Genomic DNA, 17,036 nt, shown 5'->3' on the forward strand with positions numbered 1-17,036 from the left:
GAGATATGATTTCTACAATTTTAATACTGAATATTATGCGGATAAATTTTCTCCTCATAGAGTTGAAGGGACTACGAATGTTATAAACAAAGAAGAGGCAGAAAAGGGAAAAACGAAATTTACTTCTTTATTAGAACCAAGAATAGGTTTGTCATTTCCAATCTCTGAAAAGTCTGTCTTGTATTTAAATTATGGTGTATTTTTACAAAGACCACCATTTGAAAGGATTTATACCAATATTATAACTGTTAATAAGACTGAGCCTAACTACTATGAGTTAGGAAATCCAAGACTAAAGCCCATGAGGACAATATCATATGATATGGGCATTTCCAGAATATTGCCTGGAGGATTTAATCTCAATGTCAGCGCTTATTTAAAAGATGTGAGTAATTTGATCCAGTATTCATATTATGAGGATCTGAATGGTTATTTCTATTATACCTTTGATAATAGAGAATATGCTGATGTAAAGGGGTTTTATGTAAGTCTTGAAAAAAGTTATGGTAATATATCTGGTTATATAAAATATAACTATGAATCTGATAAAGGAAAGGCAGCTGAAGATATTGGAGGTGGCGGTGCAAGGTCAAGATATTATGAAGCTGATCCGGGTTTAACTGTACAAAATCCACCGGAGGATATCTATTTAGACTATAACAGGTTACATAGAATTGTTGCCAGTTTAAATTTATTGGTTCCAGGTGGTATTAAGCTAATAGAGGGAACAAATGTAAATATTACTTACAGATTCTTGAGCGGTAGACCGTTCACTTATGATGAGAAAGGATTGGGACTGAGAATGAATAAAAGAACTCCCGATGAACATCATTTAAATTTTAGAATAGCTAAAACTTTTGAAATAGATAATGTTAAAGCCACCTTCTTCTTTGAAGGTTATAATATGTTGAACTACATGGTTTTCAATTATGATAGAGTATTTGGCTCAATGCAGGGTGGTGAGTTTGTGGAAAGATATGTAAAATATGAAAGTGGTGAAATTTCTTTAGAGGAATTTTTAACAGATAATGATTTTTATCCATTTATAACCAGTCTTGATGCATATTTGATTAGTAATCAGCCAAGGCATTATAGAGTGGGAATAACTTTCAATTTTTAATAAGCTGGAGGGGCGATGTTGTTCAAAAAGAGATTTAATCTAATGGTTATGTTTGTAAACGTAATTGCTACATTTTTGGTAGTATATACTCCTTCGATTGCACAGGTGGTTGGGACAAGGGAGCGCGCATATCATGAGCGAGGTATGATTAGGGAAACGTTGTATAATGATGGTGTAATTTCCCGCCCTTGGATAATATGCAAGTGGCCAGGACCTGGAGAATATTTGTTCGAGTGGCCGAAATATTCAGAAACTTATATTGATGGGCAGTATTATTATGGACATCACATGTCGCATGGTGGCGGAGTGTTTATATCTGCTAATTTAAGGAGTAAGCATACAAAGGAAGAAAGGATTTATGCATTTTGTGGTGGTACCGGTGAGAGAACTCAGACACAAGAACCATACGGTACATGGAGTTTTCCAATATCCATGAAAAAAATTGAGAATTATCCCTTATTACCTAATGGCGATATAAATCCTGATTTTAATCCCGATGAGGCTGAAGAGATAATAATAGCAAAATGGGCTACTCCTGTTGGTATAACTGTTACTAGAACTTCAAGAGCGTGGAGCTATCCAGATTATGATGATATGATAATTTATGAATACCTATTAGTTTACGATGGTAATACTGATAGTGATACATCAACGATTGAGATGGATTATGATGGAGATGGTAAACCGGATGAAGATCTCGTAGATGTATTGTTTCATATCAGTCATTCATTTGCAACTAGTATGTTGGGATTTAACAGGTGGTATCCACCTTCGAGGGGAGAATATTATATAGGTTGGTTTTATGATGAATATCAGGGGATTTATAGACAAGATTTACGTTGGTCTTTTGATCCAGATTATTGGCTATTGTTCAATACTACAGTGCATACAGGTTCTGAAGATACTGATAGAGAATGGTGGGCATATAAGCCAGAACCTGATCCTGATCATTTTATGGAATTTGCCACGACTAAGTTAAATGGTGGAGGTCTGTTAGGTGCTGGTTGCCCTGGATTATGTTTATTGTATTGGGATACAAATCATTTAGCAAACCTAAATCCAAATGATCCTAACAGAGATCCTACTTTATATAATTTGTTAAAAGATGCTAATGGAGAGTATTTTGAATTAGATGAGAATGGTCATATAAAGCAGCCGTGGAATATGAAGAATGGGACACCTCGTTCTTCTGTTGTTAAAGTTAAAGATAGAGCATGCGACATGGATGAAAGATGGTGGACAGTATACGGTAAAGTTGGAGTTCCAAAAGGAGTGCCATCGGATGGTAATATGTATGTACTTCCAGATGGTAAAACGTGGTATGGAAGAGCGCGATTTGAATGGGATGAAACATATAATGGGACACAAATAAACAATGGTTATGGTCCATATGTTTTAAAACCGGGCGATAGCCTTGAATTTGCGTACGCAACAGTGATCGGTTATGGAGGAACTGATACCAAGATATGTTGCGGTGGGCAAAGAGATAAGCAATTTTTCAAAGTTAGGACGCTTCATAGGCCGATAATATTAAACGAAACTGACCACGATACAGAGTATGATACTGATACAGAGATAGATACAGTATTAATGACGGATGATTATTTAGGGGAGTTTGGTTATCCTGATTACATTAATTCTGATTCAATAATTACGGTTAACCAGGTAGCTCATAAAGCGCAGGAAGCATATATAGGAAGACCATTACCTTGGGATCCAGAGAATAATATTCCAGAAGTAATTGTTTTTCCGGAGGATAATCCTAGACCATCAAAAAATCCGTGGAAATATAAAAATATACCGATTCCGCCTCCTGCACCTGTATTAAATATAGTTAACACAAGTAACGGTAAAGTTAAAATTACATGGAAGCCAACTCCAGAGCAATTTGAAAACTTGTTTCCGAACGATGTTACTGGTAGGCTCGTAAAATATTATATATGGAGATCAGAAAGGAAGAATGGTCCTTGGAAATTATTGGATTCGCTAAATGTTGGCGAAGGTTTGAATGATGATGGGCTATATGAATACGTAGATGATGATCCTGCATTTAAACTGGGAACTACAAAGTACTATGCAGTAACAAGTGTTGATAAAAATGGTTATCAAAGTGGTAAAACAAATATTACAGAGCATACGAGGGAATTAGCTAGTGTAGAAAAGATGGGAAAAGTATATGTAGTTCCTAATCCATTTTACGTAAAATCCGGTTTTGTTGATAATGATAAGATGATAAAGTTTTATGGTTTGCCTGAAAAGTGTGAAATAAGAATTTATAGTTTTTCCGGGCAACTAGTTGAAACTATACATCACGATGCGGATGTAAATTCTGATACATGGTTTCAAGTTACTAGAAACAATCAGGATTTAGCATCAGGAATATATTTCTTTGTGGTAGTTGCAGAAAATGGTGACAAATACACAGGCAAATTCGTAGTAATAAAATAAAATTAATGGAGTAAAGGTATGAGAGCTAATAAAATATTATTGACATTAATATTTTTGATTACAACTATTAATGCCCAATTTTCGACAACTCCGAAGGTCGGTACTACTGTATTTCAATTCTTAAAAGTTATCCCAAACGCTAAGGCTGCAGGATTAGGAGGCATATCTTCTACTACAATAACAACATCTGATGCAGTATTTTATAATCCAGCAGTGCTTGTGAACGGAGAGAATATGCAACTCAGCCTATCGTATTTAGATTACTTTCTGGATGTTAATCTTAAAAGTGCTTCTTTGTCAATTAATTTAGGAAACTGGGGGGTGTTAGGTGCATTTTTGTTATTCAACGATGTAGGTGAAATGGATTTAACTACTGCGGAGGCTGTAATATTCAATTATGAGACAGGAGAATTTAATCCTGGGTTAACGGGAGAGAAATTTAGCGTTAGTTCTCAATGTTTCGGTATGTCTTATGCAAAAAGAATAACAAATCAGTTTTCCTTTGGTTTAAACGCGAAATATGTTGTTGAAGATTTATACAGAGCAAAAGCATCAGCATTTATTTTTGATGGCGGAGTACTGTATGAACCAGATTTTGAATATTTCAAATTAGGTGTTATGATAAGGAATTTTGGGAAAGATGTTAAATTTGTAGATGAAAGTTATCCATTACCACAGGAATTAACAATTGGTGTATCAAGTTATTTGGTTGGAGGAGAAAGACCGCTTATAAAACAATCAAATAACTTAGATATTTTGCTTTTATACAATATAAATCAAACTAGGGACCACAGCCAGCAGCAACATTTAGGAGCAGAAATTTCTATTGCTAAAAAATTGTTTATAAGGGTAGGTAGAAAATTTTATTTTGATGAGGAAGATTTTACTTATGGTGTCGGAATTAATCTGAAAAAATTCAGATTTGACTACGCATACAATAAATTTGGGGAATACCTTCCTTCAGTTAATCATATAAGTTTTAGTATGAAAATAAGGTAATAGCTGAGGAGTTGAGATATGAGAAAAAAATTAACTTATAATATGTTAATTACTCTATTAGCAGTATTAGTATCTTTTTTAAACGGACAAAATAGGGGGAATAGATTAGGTTTTCAAGGTCTCGAACTATTAAACTATCCACATGAGTTTAGTTATGGAGGACTTTATTTAGCTTTTTCAGGAGATATAAAAAATTTATTTTTTAACCCTGCCGGATTATCTGATGTGAAGGATATACAAATTTTAATAAACGGATCGAGTATAAATAAGAAATGGTATGAGAGGCAGGATTATAGAAATAATAGACAACTGGTTACAGCATCGTTTATTCTGGACGGATTATATACTCCACCTGATACTTTTAATGGAATGATTGATTATGAGGCTTTTTTATTAGATACTGCTGATAATTATTATATTGTAAGTGACCCTGATTTGGGTGAATATCAATATGATGAAGAAAGTGCTGACTGGGAAGAAAAGAAGAGTAGAAATGTCGCTGGTTTAAATGTTTCAATACCGCTGAATTTATTCAATAAGAAAATAACTATAGCTGCGGGATATAATAAAACACCAATTTATAATTACGATAGAAATGAGACATATTTAGATCCCCATTTCTCGGATGATAAGTATAATGCTCCCAGCAGAGTTACAAAGGAAGGGGATAGTGTTAGGATAAACTGGTATGATTTTAAGAGAAGTAGATTTGGGGATCTTGATGAAATTTGCTTTGCTGTTGGATTTGATATATCAGAAAACGTAAAATTAGGTCTCGGCTATAAATATATCTCTGGTATGACCAATGATTACCAGATGTTAAGTAAAGTGGCATATTTTGATTTAATAAAAGGTTATAATACTTTTAGGTTTTCTTACGACAGCCTCGATTTGGAACTAGAAGGAGAATCAGAATTTTCTGCTCATAGATTAAACCTTGGGATTTTATATGAACACAGTAGGTTTAATATAGGGATAAATGTAAACTTGCCTTATACAATTAGTAGAAACTGGCAGTATGACAGAACGATTGCGAAAGCAACTAGCGAGAGGGTTGAAATATCTGGAAATGATAAATTAAAGCTGCCAATGACTTATTCAGCTGGGATAGTAGTTAAACCAGCTGATAATTTTATCATTGGCTTAAGCTATAACGTGAATAAACTTAGTAGAGTAAAAGTAGAAAGAAAGTATAATCAGTATGAAATACCTGTTGAATATCTGTTTATGGAGGATACTTTGAATGTTGAAGAAAACTGGAGTAACATGGACTATTTTACCATTGGAGTTATATATAGTCCAGTTAAAAACATTTCATTATCAGCGGGATACAGTTATATACCGGCGGTGTTTATACCGGACAATGTTGCGATAAAAGATAGGGGGCCTATGTCCGATTTATTTTCCTTTAGTTTGTCAACTATGCTGCCATTTGGAGAGATTATTATTAGTTATGAACTAAATAAACTCAAATACTATGATATATATTTCAGTAATACCAATTATTGCACAGAGAAATTAGATAGATTAACTGTTGGTTATAAAATTAGTTTGTAAAAAAAGAGAGGAGGAGACCATGAAAAGGTTGGTATTTTTTCTAATGATTTGTTCCCTGTTGATTGTGCCATTGATGGCAGCACATTATGAAGTTCTTGAGATTAAGCAGGATTCTGAAGCAGATCAAGGAGCTACATTATTGGATGCATTAAAGTATATCCAACAAGGTGTAATAACAGCTGATACTTTGCTTCTTGTTTCTGATGGCGGTTTGTATGGGATCGATACTTTTCTGATTGAGAGAGCCACTACAATCAGGATTATAGCGGCTCCGAATCTTGAAAATAAGCCTATATTAAGACCTGTTCAGCAGGCTTACGGGGAATACGCATTATTGGATATTTCTGAACAATGTGATTTTGAATTAAACGGAATAATTTTTGACGGTAGGGTTATGGGTGAAGATGCGGTATATGATTCTATAAGGAGATTTATAAGAATTAAAGATGCAGGAATTAATGAGGATCTTGATGTAGATGGTGATATTAAGATAATCAATTGTGATTTTAGAAATGTTTATAAGCATCCGGAATGGCCTTTAGTAGAGGATGGACTAAAAGGTGCTGCAAGTGAATATGAAGGTAAATTTATTGAATGGGAAAAAGGATCCACTAGTGACTCAGTAATAATTAAAAATTGTACATTTACAAATTTTGGTGATGAAATTTTAAATGCAGGTAATTCTTATAAGTCATATACTTCAGATGATGGAGTTACATACGATAAAGGGTTACCACCATTTAGTTATCTCTTAGTAGAGGATTGCACTTTTAATAATGTAAACGGTAGTGCTATCAAGCTTTGTGATGATGCTGATAAGGACACGCCAAGTCCAAAAGTAATTATTAATCACTGTACGTTCTATAAGTGTCAGAGAAGAGTAATATGGGCGAGAGATTTCGATGGAATGGAGGTTAAAAACTTAATAATTGCAAATTCTATTTTTGGTCATGAAAGCTTTTCGGGAACTGCTTATTTAATGCAGATTGAAGGTAAAGGGTCATATGCTGCATATATAGACACTTTTAATATAGCAGGAATAAAAGACGATGGAGATGGCGACGCCTCAGATGATACTGTAAGGTTTGAGGGGTTTGTACTATTGGGTGCAGGTACAAAAAGAGGTATACCACTTGACTCCACGGATTATATTCCTACAATTGATAGTGCAACAGTTTACAACTACGATCCAGGGTTTGCAGATCCAGATAATGGGGACTTTACTTTAGATCCAAATTCTCCTGTGTTAACACTTGCTGATGATGGAGGAGCTCTTGGTGATAGAAGATGGGTTCCAACAGGTGGAAATTCTATTGAAAATGGTGAAGTAGCAATTTCAGAAAAATTTGAGCTCAAGCAAAATTATCCAAACCCATTTAATCCAGTAACTACAATTGAATTTTCAGCTCCTGTAGGGGAAGTAGTTAAATTGACAGTTTATAATATGTTAGGAGAAACAGTGGAAGTTCTGTATTCTGGTAAAGTAAAACAGAGGAACAATAAGATCAGTTGGGATGCTTCTGTATATCCTGCTGGGGTATATTTTTGTAAGTTAAGTGCTCGTAATGAATCAAAAGTGGTAAAAATGATGCTATTAAAGTGAGTTAGTTAAGTTTGTTTTGAATAAAAGAGGGCTGGATTTTCCCCAGCCCTCTTTTGTTTTTGTATTATAAGTTTTATGATAGATGCATATATTTTTCATTTTGTATTGACAATATATAATACATATTATATATTACACAAAGGTGGGTTGCTTTTCTTGGGCTGAATTTGATCATGAAGTAGTCAACAAATAAGGAGGTAAAAATGAAAAGTTTATTTAAGGTAGTATTATTTTCTTTTGTCTTTTTAATATTTAGTTATGCTTACGGGACGGTGACGGAGGTGGAAGCAGGTATTGGTACTTTGGAACAGGCGATTGAAAATGCCCAACCAGGTGATACTATAGTACTAATTACCAGTGGAGGTAAATATCTTGATACGACACAAGTAGTAATTGATAAGGATCTGGTAATTATGGGAGCTGAGGGTCTTGCTAATAAACCGATAATTGAATATGTTGGAGAAAGCACTTCTGCGTATATCTTCAAAGTAGTAGGTTCACCGAAAGTTACATTGGTTAATTTAGAAATCAATGGAGATGGTACTGCAGATGGAGCAGCAGGTAAGGCGAAATATGCTTTAAGATTGGATAATGAAGATCCAAATGGCAGTATGATAGTTAAGGTGTATGATTGTATAATGCATGACTTTAAAGAGAAGATTATCAAGCCTTATGGAAATTGTGGTATTGATTCATTAATTGTGAAAAATAGTATTTTTTACAACGGTGCTAAAGAAGGAATAACATTGTATTCGGGCTCGTCAAGTGATCCAGCTGTTGTACTCGATTATGCGGAGATAACTAATTGTACTTTCTATAATTTTGCAAGAGAAGCCATTAAGGGCGATACCTATACTGATGCGAAAGTAAGAATTAATCATTGTACGATTTATAACTGTGGTGGGACTAGTAAATCTATGATGTATTTTGATGATATGGCTGATGTAGAGGTTAAAAATTCGCTTTTTGTAGGTAATAGTTACGATGATTATTTTGCGCGTTTTGAATCAGAGGAAAGTATTTTTAAATACAATGGTGTGTGGGATGTCTTTAATCCGAAAGTACAAGATGCCACTGTCACTGATACTTTTCATTTAGATCCTCTTTTCCAGGATCCTGACAATGGTAATTTTTATTTAGCTGAGAACTCACCCGCTCGAGGAAAAGCTGATGATGGTCATGCTTTGGGAGATTTGAGATGGGAGGAAGTGCCCGGTAAGTATATTTTATCCGTTGTTATTGAAGGAGAAGGTAGCTATGAATTGTATCCTCCTGGTGGTGTGTATGACCCTGGTACAGAGGTAACCATAACAGCTATACCTGAGACCGGGTGGAAAATAGATCATTGGGAACCTTCTAATTTTCCGCCTGATGGTGAGACGATGACAGTTACAATGGATGGAAATAAAACTGTGGTAATTGTTTTTGCACCAATGGTGGAAGAATTATCTTATGAAGTTGTGGGAATCGGTCATTTGGAATTCGATCCTGCACCAATTGATACAACAGAAACGGGGTTTTTGTTCAAACAATATAGTGATGTCCAAATAACTGCTGTGTCAGATACAACCTCTATGGCATTCAAAGAGTGGCAGGGAGATGTTACATCCACTGATAATCCAATTACGGTGTCTATGGATTCCAGTATTTTCCTATTAGCAGTCTTTGAGCCGGTTGTTCCACAGTGTTCATTGAATGTAGAAATAGCTGGATTAGGTAATGTGATTCAAGTACCAGAACCATATGGATTTTATGAGTCTTATGACAAAGGTACCGAAGTAATGTTAGTTGCAGAACCATTTATTGGATGGAAATTTGATGGGTGGTCGGGAGATACGACTTCTACTGAGGATACGATTGTTGTCACCCTGGATTCGACTGTAGATATTGTAGCGAATTTTAGCGAAATACAGGTTGCAGGAGGCAGGATTGAAATAGAAGCCGATGAAACAGTTAATACATTGTATTGGGCAATAGAGTATGTTAGAAATACTAGCGTCGATACCATTGTGCTGGCTACAGATGGTGGTGTATATGAAGCGGATGAGTTTATTAATGTAAATACGAATGTAACTATAATGGCAAAAAAAGGATTGGCGAAAAAGCCTATAATAAAGGGCAATCCAGATCCAAGTTATTCATCGGGTATATTCCAGATAAAAGTGGGTGAAGAGCAACCGATCAGGTTTTCACTTATTGGTGTAGAGGCGTATGGAGCAAAATATACAGTAAGAACTGATGATGATACAGTAAGGGCGATAATAAAAGTAGATAGTTGTTACTTCCATGATGCAGGTGAAGTATTGGTAAAGGTATATCCAAAATCGTTTGTGGATAGTTTAATAATTACTAATACAAAATTCAGAAATAGTGGGAAAGAAGGTATTTATTTGAAAGAACCGAACACTATAGGATATCTAAATGTTGAAAATTGTACTTTTATCCACATTGCGAGAGAAGCAATAAGAGTAAGAGATAATGATGATATGACAATTTTCATTAATCACTGTACTTTTGATTCTATAGACTATGATAAAGACTATAGGATGATATATCCAGAAGGTGTAAATAATGTTACAATAAGGAATTGTATTTTTGCAAATCAGCTTGGTTCGAATGATGAGGTATTTAAACTATATGGTGAATCGGTTGCCGATCATATATTGTTGTGGAATACAGCTACTGAGATAGAGCGAGAAGGAGAAGCGTGGATAGATGAGGAAACTATATGGAGTTTTGATCCAAAATTTGTAGATCCATCTACTGACGATTACACTTTGTCTGCAGAGTCTCATGCTTATGATATAGCGAGTGATGGATTGGCCTTGGGTGATCTTAATTGGGCAACAGAAGAGCCTATACATGTATTTTTAACTGTAGAAATACAGGGAAATGGTAAGGTAAGTATGGAGCCTCCTCCAGTTGGTTTAAGCTACGATCCAGGTACATCGGTAACGCTAGTTGCTGATCCCGATAGTGGATGGGTATTCAAAAGTTGGGAAGGTGACATTACTGGATCTGATAATCCTATCAGTGTAGAAATTAATGATGATATGCATGTTGTAGCAGTTTTTGAAGTTAAAACCGGGATTTCTGAAGAGGCAATTCCTGCTGAATATGAACTATCACAGAATTATCCAAATCCTTTTAATGCGAGTACGGTTATAAAGTTTGCTATTAAAGAGGAAGGACATACCACATTGTCCATTTATGACTTAATGGGAAGGGAAGTTATGCGATTGATTGATGAGGTCAAGAAGCCCGGCTATTATCAGGTATATTTTAATGCAAGTAAACTGCCATCCGGTGTATATTTCTATAGGTTAGAATCGGGTGATTTTGTTAGTATAAAGAAAATGTTGTTAGTGAAATAATGAGGGATGCGCTACGTGAAAAGAAAAGTTTTGAACTTAAAAACAGGCCTGTTTTTTAAGACAGGCCTGTTTTTTATCATATTTTTTATAGGTATTTCTAATTGTGTGAAAAAGGATAGTTGGATCAGTGGTGATATTAAGGGCGTTAGTTATAGTAATATACCACGTGATAGATTATTATCTGATGGTGAGCTTGTGCGATATATCAACATTGGGAAAGGTGTTCTTCCTGGATATTACGAAAAGCTTGAAATAGGTGATACATTTGGGGCTCTGAAAATATTTGGTGAATATATAAAAGAAAGAAAGGTACCTCGCTATTTTTTTGATAAGGATAATATTGACAAAAAGATAGAGTATTACAAGAAAAATTATCGTGCAGCATTGTATTATCATAAGATGCGAGCAGATGCATTTATTAATACATTTGGAGTAGACCTATTCTGGAAATTGCCAGCGAGGGACCTTTTAGGAAGGGATTATACACCTAACACTATAAGGTTGGTTGCCAGGCAGCAAAACTCGATTGATATGGCGTTGGCATATCATATAAATAGGGAAATAGACTATTATTACAAATTTATTAGTATGGTAAAAGATTTTGTATCTGATTTAGAATCTGGAAATGTTGAGACTGGTGCGAATAGTATTTTTGAAAGATTTTATGCTGGGATACGAATTAGAAACTGGTTATTTAGTTATTATATGTTTTCTGATCTACTATCTCCGGAAGATCATATTTTATTTTTGAAGGTATTTTTATTACATGCTGCCAATTTATATGATACATGCCGTAAATTTCACTGGGGTAATCACCAATTGCATGGTCTTGAAGGTTTGTTTGAAATTACCACTATGTTTCCTGAACTGACTCCTATGCGGGATTGGAATAGAGTAGCGATAGACTTAATTATAGAACATATAAAGAGAGAAATTAAAGAAGATGGTTTTCATCATGAGAGAGCTTCCCATTATTATAGAAAGGATTTAAAGAATTATATACGAGTGTTCCTCTTGGCGAGGAGAAATGATATTAATATGGGGGATCTTTTTTATAAGAAATTCAGGAATATGTTTGAAGCTGCTATGAAAATAATAATGCCCAATGGTAGATTGCCCGTGCTACAGGATGAGCAGGAGATAGATGTTAACGATGGAATATATTTTGACAAAAATCGAAAAGCGTATTTTATGGATAACAATATAGCAGAGTTGCATGATCCTCCTATTTCGAGCATGTTAGCGGTGGGTGCGTATATTTTCAAAGATTCAACCTATCGGTACTATAGTGATAATGTATTTCCTATGGAGTTTTATTGGTATTTTAATGATGTAGCGCTCAATGAGAGGTATTTAGATATAGGCGTAAAAAAACCAAAGTATACGTCTGTGGCTTTGAAGAGTAGCGGTTATTATGTGATGCGTAGCGGATTGAAACCAACTGATAATTATATGATTATAGATGCTGGGTTAGCTAAAGATAAGCCTGATCATACACATGGTGGGCAATTAGGGGTTATTCTTTTTGGTAAAGGATTAACTTTATTGCCTAATTATAAAGTAAAGTATGGTGACCCATCATTTAAGTCAATGAAAAATTCATTTTTTAAAAATGTGGCATTGTGTGATTATATACCACTGGCTGATGGTTGGATAAGTAATAAGGCAAGAACGGGATTTGGAAAATGGAGCAGATTAGCAGATGTGGATGTAATTGATTGGATAACAACGGATAATTATGATTATTTTGCTGGTACTCACCATGCCTATGATTCAATTGGTGTAAAGTATATCCGTGAAATAATATTTTTTAAGCCAAAATGTTGGGTGATAATAGATAGGTTTAAATCAAATGATTTTCATAATTATGTACAAATTTGGCAAGGGGAGTATAATAAAATTGATTATGATTATAATAAGATTGTTATGATGAAATCTCCTATTAAGTTTACAATACAGCAAGCTGACCCATCAAAGATGTTTATTCATCAGTATGAAGATTTTGGTAAAGAATATGTGATTTTCGAGAAAAAAGGTAAGTGTAGTTGTGATTTTATAACGGTTTTATATCCTGAACTAATAGCAGTTGATAGAGACTTTGGGGTTAAGTATTTTGAATATAAGGATTATGATTTAACCACAATAACTGTAAATGAATACACATTTCATTTGTATAGACGAAAGAATTATGTAAAGGACGATTTCGTCGAGACTGATGCTAGATTGGTTTTAATATCGAAAAGGCATGGTAAACCATATAGTGTAATGATGTATGATGGATCGAAAATTTCATACGATAAGCTTAATTATAGGTTCAAAAGTAATAAGACGGTAACATTCAATAATATTAATAATAATTGGAGTATTCTAGAAATTAATTAGGTGTTAAATCGTTATTATTTCTGGTTCATTGTATGGAGGTTAGCAAAATGAAAAAGTTAGATTTGTTGTTTTTGATTTTAAGTTGCTTTTTCCTTAGCAATGTTGTAGGTGAGGGGATCATAGTTAATAATTTGAGGGACTTTGAAAGTGAGATAAGTAATGCTTCGCCGGGTGATACAATTGTGTTAGAGAATGGGGTATACGATGTATCCGAAGGTCCTATATATATATCATATATAAATGGTGAGGAGTCAAATCCAATAGTAATAAAATCAGAAAGTGTTTTGGGAGTAGAAATTACCGGCGAGTATTCATTCTATGTTAAAAACAGTTCCCATGTGGAAATAAATGGATTCAAAATAACTCAAAAAGTTAAATCAAATTGTTTTAAGATTGAAAGTTCTAATAATATTAGAGTTACAAATTGCTATTTTGATCCTCATGAGGATGGGAGTAAGAGTTATTGGTTATATGTAACAGGAGAGTCTAAGTATATAAGGATAGATCATAATGAATTTAATACAAAGTATGATGAAGGGTGTTTCATAGTTGTATATGGACCATCAGATGGTATCAGCCAATATGTAACAATAGATCATAATTACTTTAAAGGGCATTATTTTACTGGTTCTAATGGAGGAGAGGCAATTAGGTATGGTGACAGTAAAAGGCAGAATTATCCTTCACATGCTGTAATAGAGTATAATCTTTTTGAGGACTGTAATGGAGATCCAGAAGTGATTTCTGTTAAAAGTACGAATCTGACAGTACGTTGGAATACACTAAGAGAATGTAATGGTTCAATGGTGTTGAGACATGGGGATAGTTGTAATGTGTATGGTAATTTTATAATGAATGGACATGGAGGTATACGGTTTTATGGAGATAATCAAAAGATAATAGGAAACTATATCTTTGATTGCGATGATATCGGAAGGGATGGGTCCCAATCAGATGTCTTAGCAGCAATAGCAATTGGTGCTGGGGATAAAGATGATTTAGAGAATGGTCAGAATACATATGATAGACCGGAGGACTGTATTGTAGCGTATAACACTCTTTACATGAACAAAGGTAAAAACATAGCAGTGGGTGTATTAGGTTCAACGTCTTATCCCCCCAAAAATGTACAAGTTATTAATAATGTAGTTGTGAGTAATAACAATAAATGTCTTGAGATTTTAAAAAATCCAATAAACTTAACATTTTGTAGTAATATTTTTTATGGTAGTACATCTCATGGAGATATTGATACTGGGTTTACATGGGTAGATCCTATGGGTGTTTTGGATGAGATGGGAGTCTATCATGTAAAGGAAGGTAGTCCTGTTATTGATAATGCAGTTACTGTAGATGGGCTTGGCTTTTATGATATAGATATTGATGGACAACATAGAGATGCTAGTTATGACATAGGAGCGGACGAGTTTAGTGGTACTCCAGTAGTAATAAGGCCATTAATGCCGTGGGATGTGGGTCCCCAGAAGGAAAAAATTTGTAGATCTGTTGAAGATATATTGAACGCTTTAAAAAATGCTTCACCTGGGGATAAGATACTTGTAGAACCGGGTGAGTATATCTCCGATGGATTTAATTCTGGACACGAGGAAGCCTATTACTATAGTAATATTGATGGATTAGAGGATAAACCAATAATATTTGCATGTACGGACACCGATACATATGCTGCACTAAAAGGTACAAACATAGAGGAGAGAAATGTTCTATACATAACTGGAGATTACTGGCATATAGGTGGGTTGGATATTAGTGGTGGTTTGAGAGGGGTGGTGTTAGATAATGCAAATAATGTCATTTTAGAAAATTTGAAAGTTCATGATGTAGGGCAGGAGGGTATTCATATTAGGGATGGTAGTTCGTTTGATATTGTAAGAAACTGTAGGATATACGATACTGGTCTCAAAATACCTGGATACGGGGAAGGTATATATGTTGGTTCTGCTGTCAATCATTGGGATGAATTCGATGAAAGGCATTATTTTGTATTAATTTCTAACTGTATAATAGGTCCAGGAGTGACGGCTGAACATGTAGATATAAAAGAAGGAACATGGGGAACAATAGTAGAGAACTGTACATTCTATGGAGAAGGTATTACTGGAGAGAATTATGGAGATAGTTTCATGGATGTTAAGGGAAATTATTCTATAATAAAAGATAATGTTGGATATTCACAAAATAATTCAATTATTGAGGATGCTTTTCAGGTGCATTTAAAAGAGTCAGTGTGGGGAAGAAACAATATATTTTATGGTAATACTTTATATCTTGATTTTCCAGAGCAATATGTCGTGGATGTTTCATCTGGAGCTTCAGCAGTAGTAAAGGATAATGTCCGTATACCACCTGGCAATATGTATAAAGGGAACTACGAAGTAGTAGATGAATTGCCCCCCATTGTAACTATAGCAAGCCCTGAGGATGAGTCTGTATTTGATCCGGGTACACAAATTGAAGTAGAAGCGTTAGCATATGACGCAGATGGGAGTATTGACAAGGTGGAATTTTTTGTAGATGGTGAAAAGATAGCCGTTGACTATTATCCTCCATATGAGGCGAAAATTGAAAGTATGCCAGCAAAAGAGATAAAGTTATGGGCAGTTGCAACTGATAATAATTCAAATGTGAGTGTTTCTGATACTGTATTAATTATGTGTTCGACGATTTTTAAGATTCCTATACAGAATATTGTTGATATAGAAACTGATGAGAATAATGAGCGTAATGCAGTTGATGGAGATTATGAGACATATTGGAGTGTATATGGAGAGAATGGTTGGTTGTGGATTAAGTTTGATGATATTTATGAGGTTGACTATATGAAGATATATTTCTATAAGGGAGATGAGAGGGAGTATTATTTTAGTATTTACTCATCATTAGATGGCTTTAACTGGGAATTAATTAAAAAAGATACCAGTGATAAAAAGGAAGGTTTCCAAACTTTTAATCTACCAAATACTAACGCTATGTACTTTAAATATGTAGGTAATGGAAATAGTGTAAATCTTTTCAATAGCATAGTTGAAATTGAAATATGGGGAAAGAGGGTAGAGGCTGATATTGAAAATGAGGATGGAGCAATTGCAAGAGATGTTATCTTAAAACAAAATTTTCCAAATCCATTTAATAGCATCACGAATATAAAGTATTATATACCAAATAAATCAGAGGTCAAGTTGCAGTTGTATAATTTAAAAGGTGAGCTTGTAAAGACTATAGTAAATTGTGTGCAAGAACAGGGAGAATATCATATAAGGCTCGATGGTGAAAGTTTATCCTCTGGGATATATTTGTGCAGACTAATAGCTGGTGATGAGATAAAGACAATCAAGATTGTTCTAATTAAATAGTAATGTAATTGTGGTGTAGTGAATAATGAATGAACCATTTGGGGGAAAGAGTGAATAGTCATATGTCATAAGTTATACTTGTAAAAATATTTTTGGATGTTTTATATTTATTGTTATATTGATACTGAGTGGATCTAAGAAGTGAGGTGAGTAATGGCGTATGAATTTAAGGCAATTAA

The 17,036-nt window shown here is 34.4% G+C and carries 8 protein-coding genes; all 8 read left to right on the plus strand.

Features of this window, described 5'->3' with window-relative positions:
- Nucleotides 1-1,120: TonB-dependent receptor (locus H0Z29_11720; GenBank protein MBO8132151.1), on the plus strand; the 1,120-nt coding region annotated here is incomplete at its 5' end.
- A 15-nt stretch (nucleotides 1,121-1,135) separates the two neighbouring features.
- On the plus strand, nucleotides 1,136-3,568 hold the full coding sequence (locus tag H0Z29_11725) for a T9SS type A sorting domain-containing protein (GenBank protein ID MBO8132152.1): 2,433 nt from the start codon (nucleotides 1,136-1,138) through the stop codon (nucleotides 3,566-3,568).
- A gap of 18 nt (nucleotides 3,569-3,586) precedes the next feature.
- Nucleotides 3,587-4,567 carry a PorV/PorQ family protein gene (locus H0Z29_11730; protein ID MBO8132153.1) on the plus strand — a complete coding sequence of 327 codons (981 nt, stop codon included), beginning with the start codon at nucleotides 3,587-3,589 and terminating at the stop codon, nucleotides 4,565-4,567.
- Nucleotides 4,568-4,585: 18 nt separating this feature from the next.
- Entirely contained in the window at nucleotides 4,586-6,124 is a 1,539-nt protein-coding gene (locus H0Z29_11735; GenBank protein MBO8132154.1) for a hypothetical protein, read from the plus strand.
- 19 nt (nucleotides 6,125-6,143) lie between these two features.
- Nucleotides 6,144-7,727, plus strand: coding sequence for a DUF5123 domain-containing protein (locus H0Z29_11740; protein ID MBO8132155.1), 1,584 nt, complete (start codon nucleotides 6,144-6,146; stop codon nucleotides 7,725-7,727).
- A gap of 203 nt (nucleotides 7,728-7,930) precedes the next feature.
- On the plus strand, nucleotides 7,931-11,101 hold the full coding sequence (locus H0Z29_11745) for a DUF5123 domain-containing protein (GenBank protein ID MBO8132156.1): 3,171 nt from the start codon (nucleotides 7,931-7,933) through the stop codon (nucleotides 11,099-11,101).
- Nucleotides 11,102-11,116: 15 nt separating this feature from the next.
- The gene (locus tag H0Z29_11750; protein MBO8132157.1) at nucleotides 11,117-13,483 is read left to right on the plus strand and encodes a heparinase II/III family protein; all 2,367 of its coding nucleotides are present in this window, start codon (nucleotides 11,117-11,119) and stop codon (nucleotides 13,481-13,483) included.
- Between the two features lie 47 nt (nucleotides 13,484-13,530).
- Entirely contained in the window at nucleotides 13,531-16,857 is a 3,327-nt protein-coding gene (locus H0Z29_11755) for a T9SS type A sorting domain-containing protein (GenBank protein ID MBO8132158.1), read from the plus strand.
- Nucleotides 16,858-17,036: the final 179 nt, after the last annotated feature.

Source organism: Candidatus Neomarinimicrobiota bacterium (genome assembly GCA_017656425.1).
GTDB lineage: Bacteria > Fidelibacterota > UBA2242 > UBA2242 > B5-G15 > JACDNV01.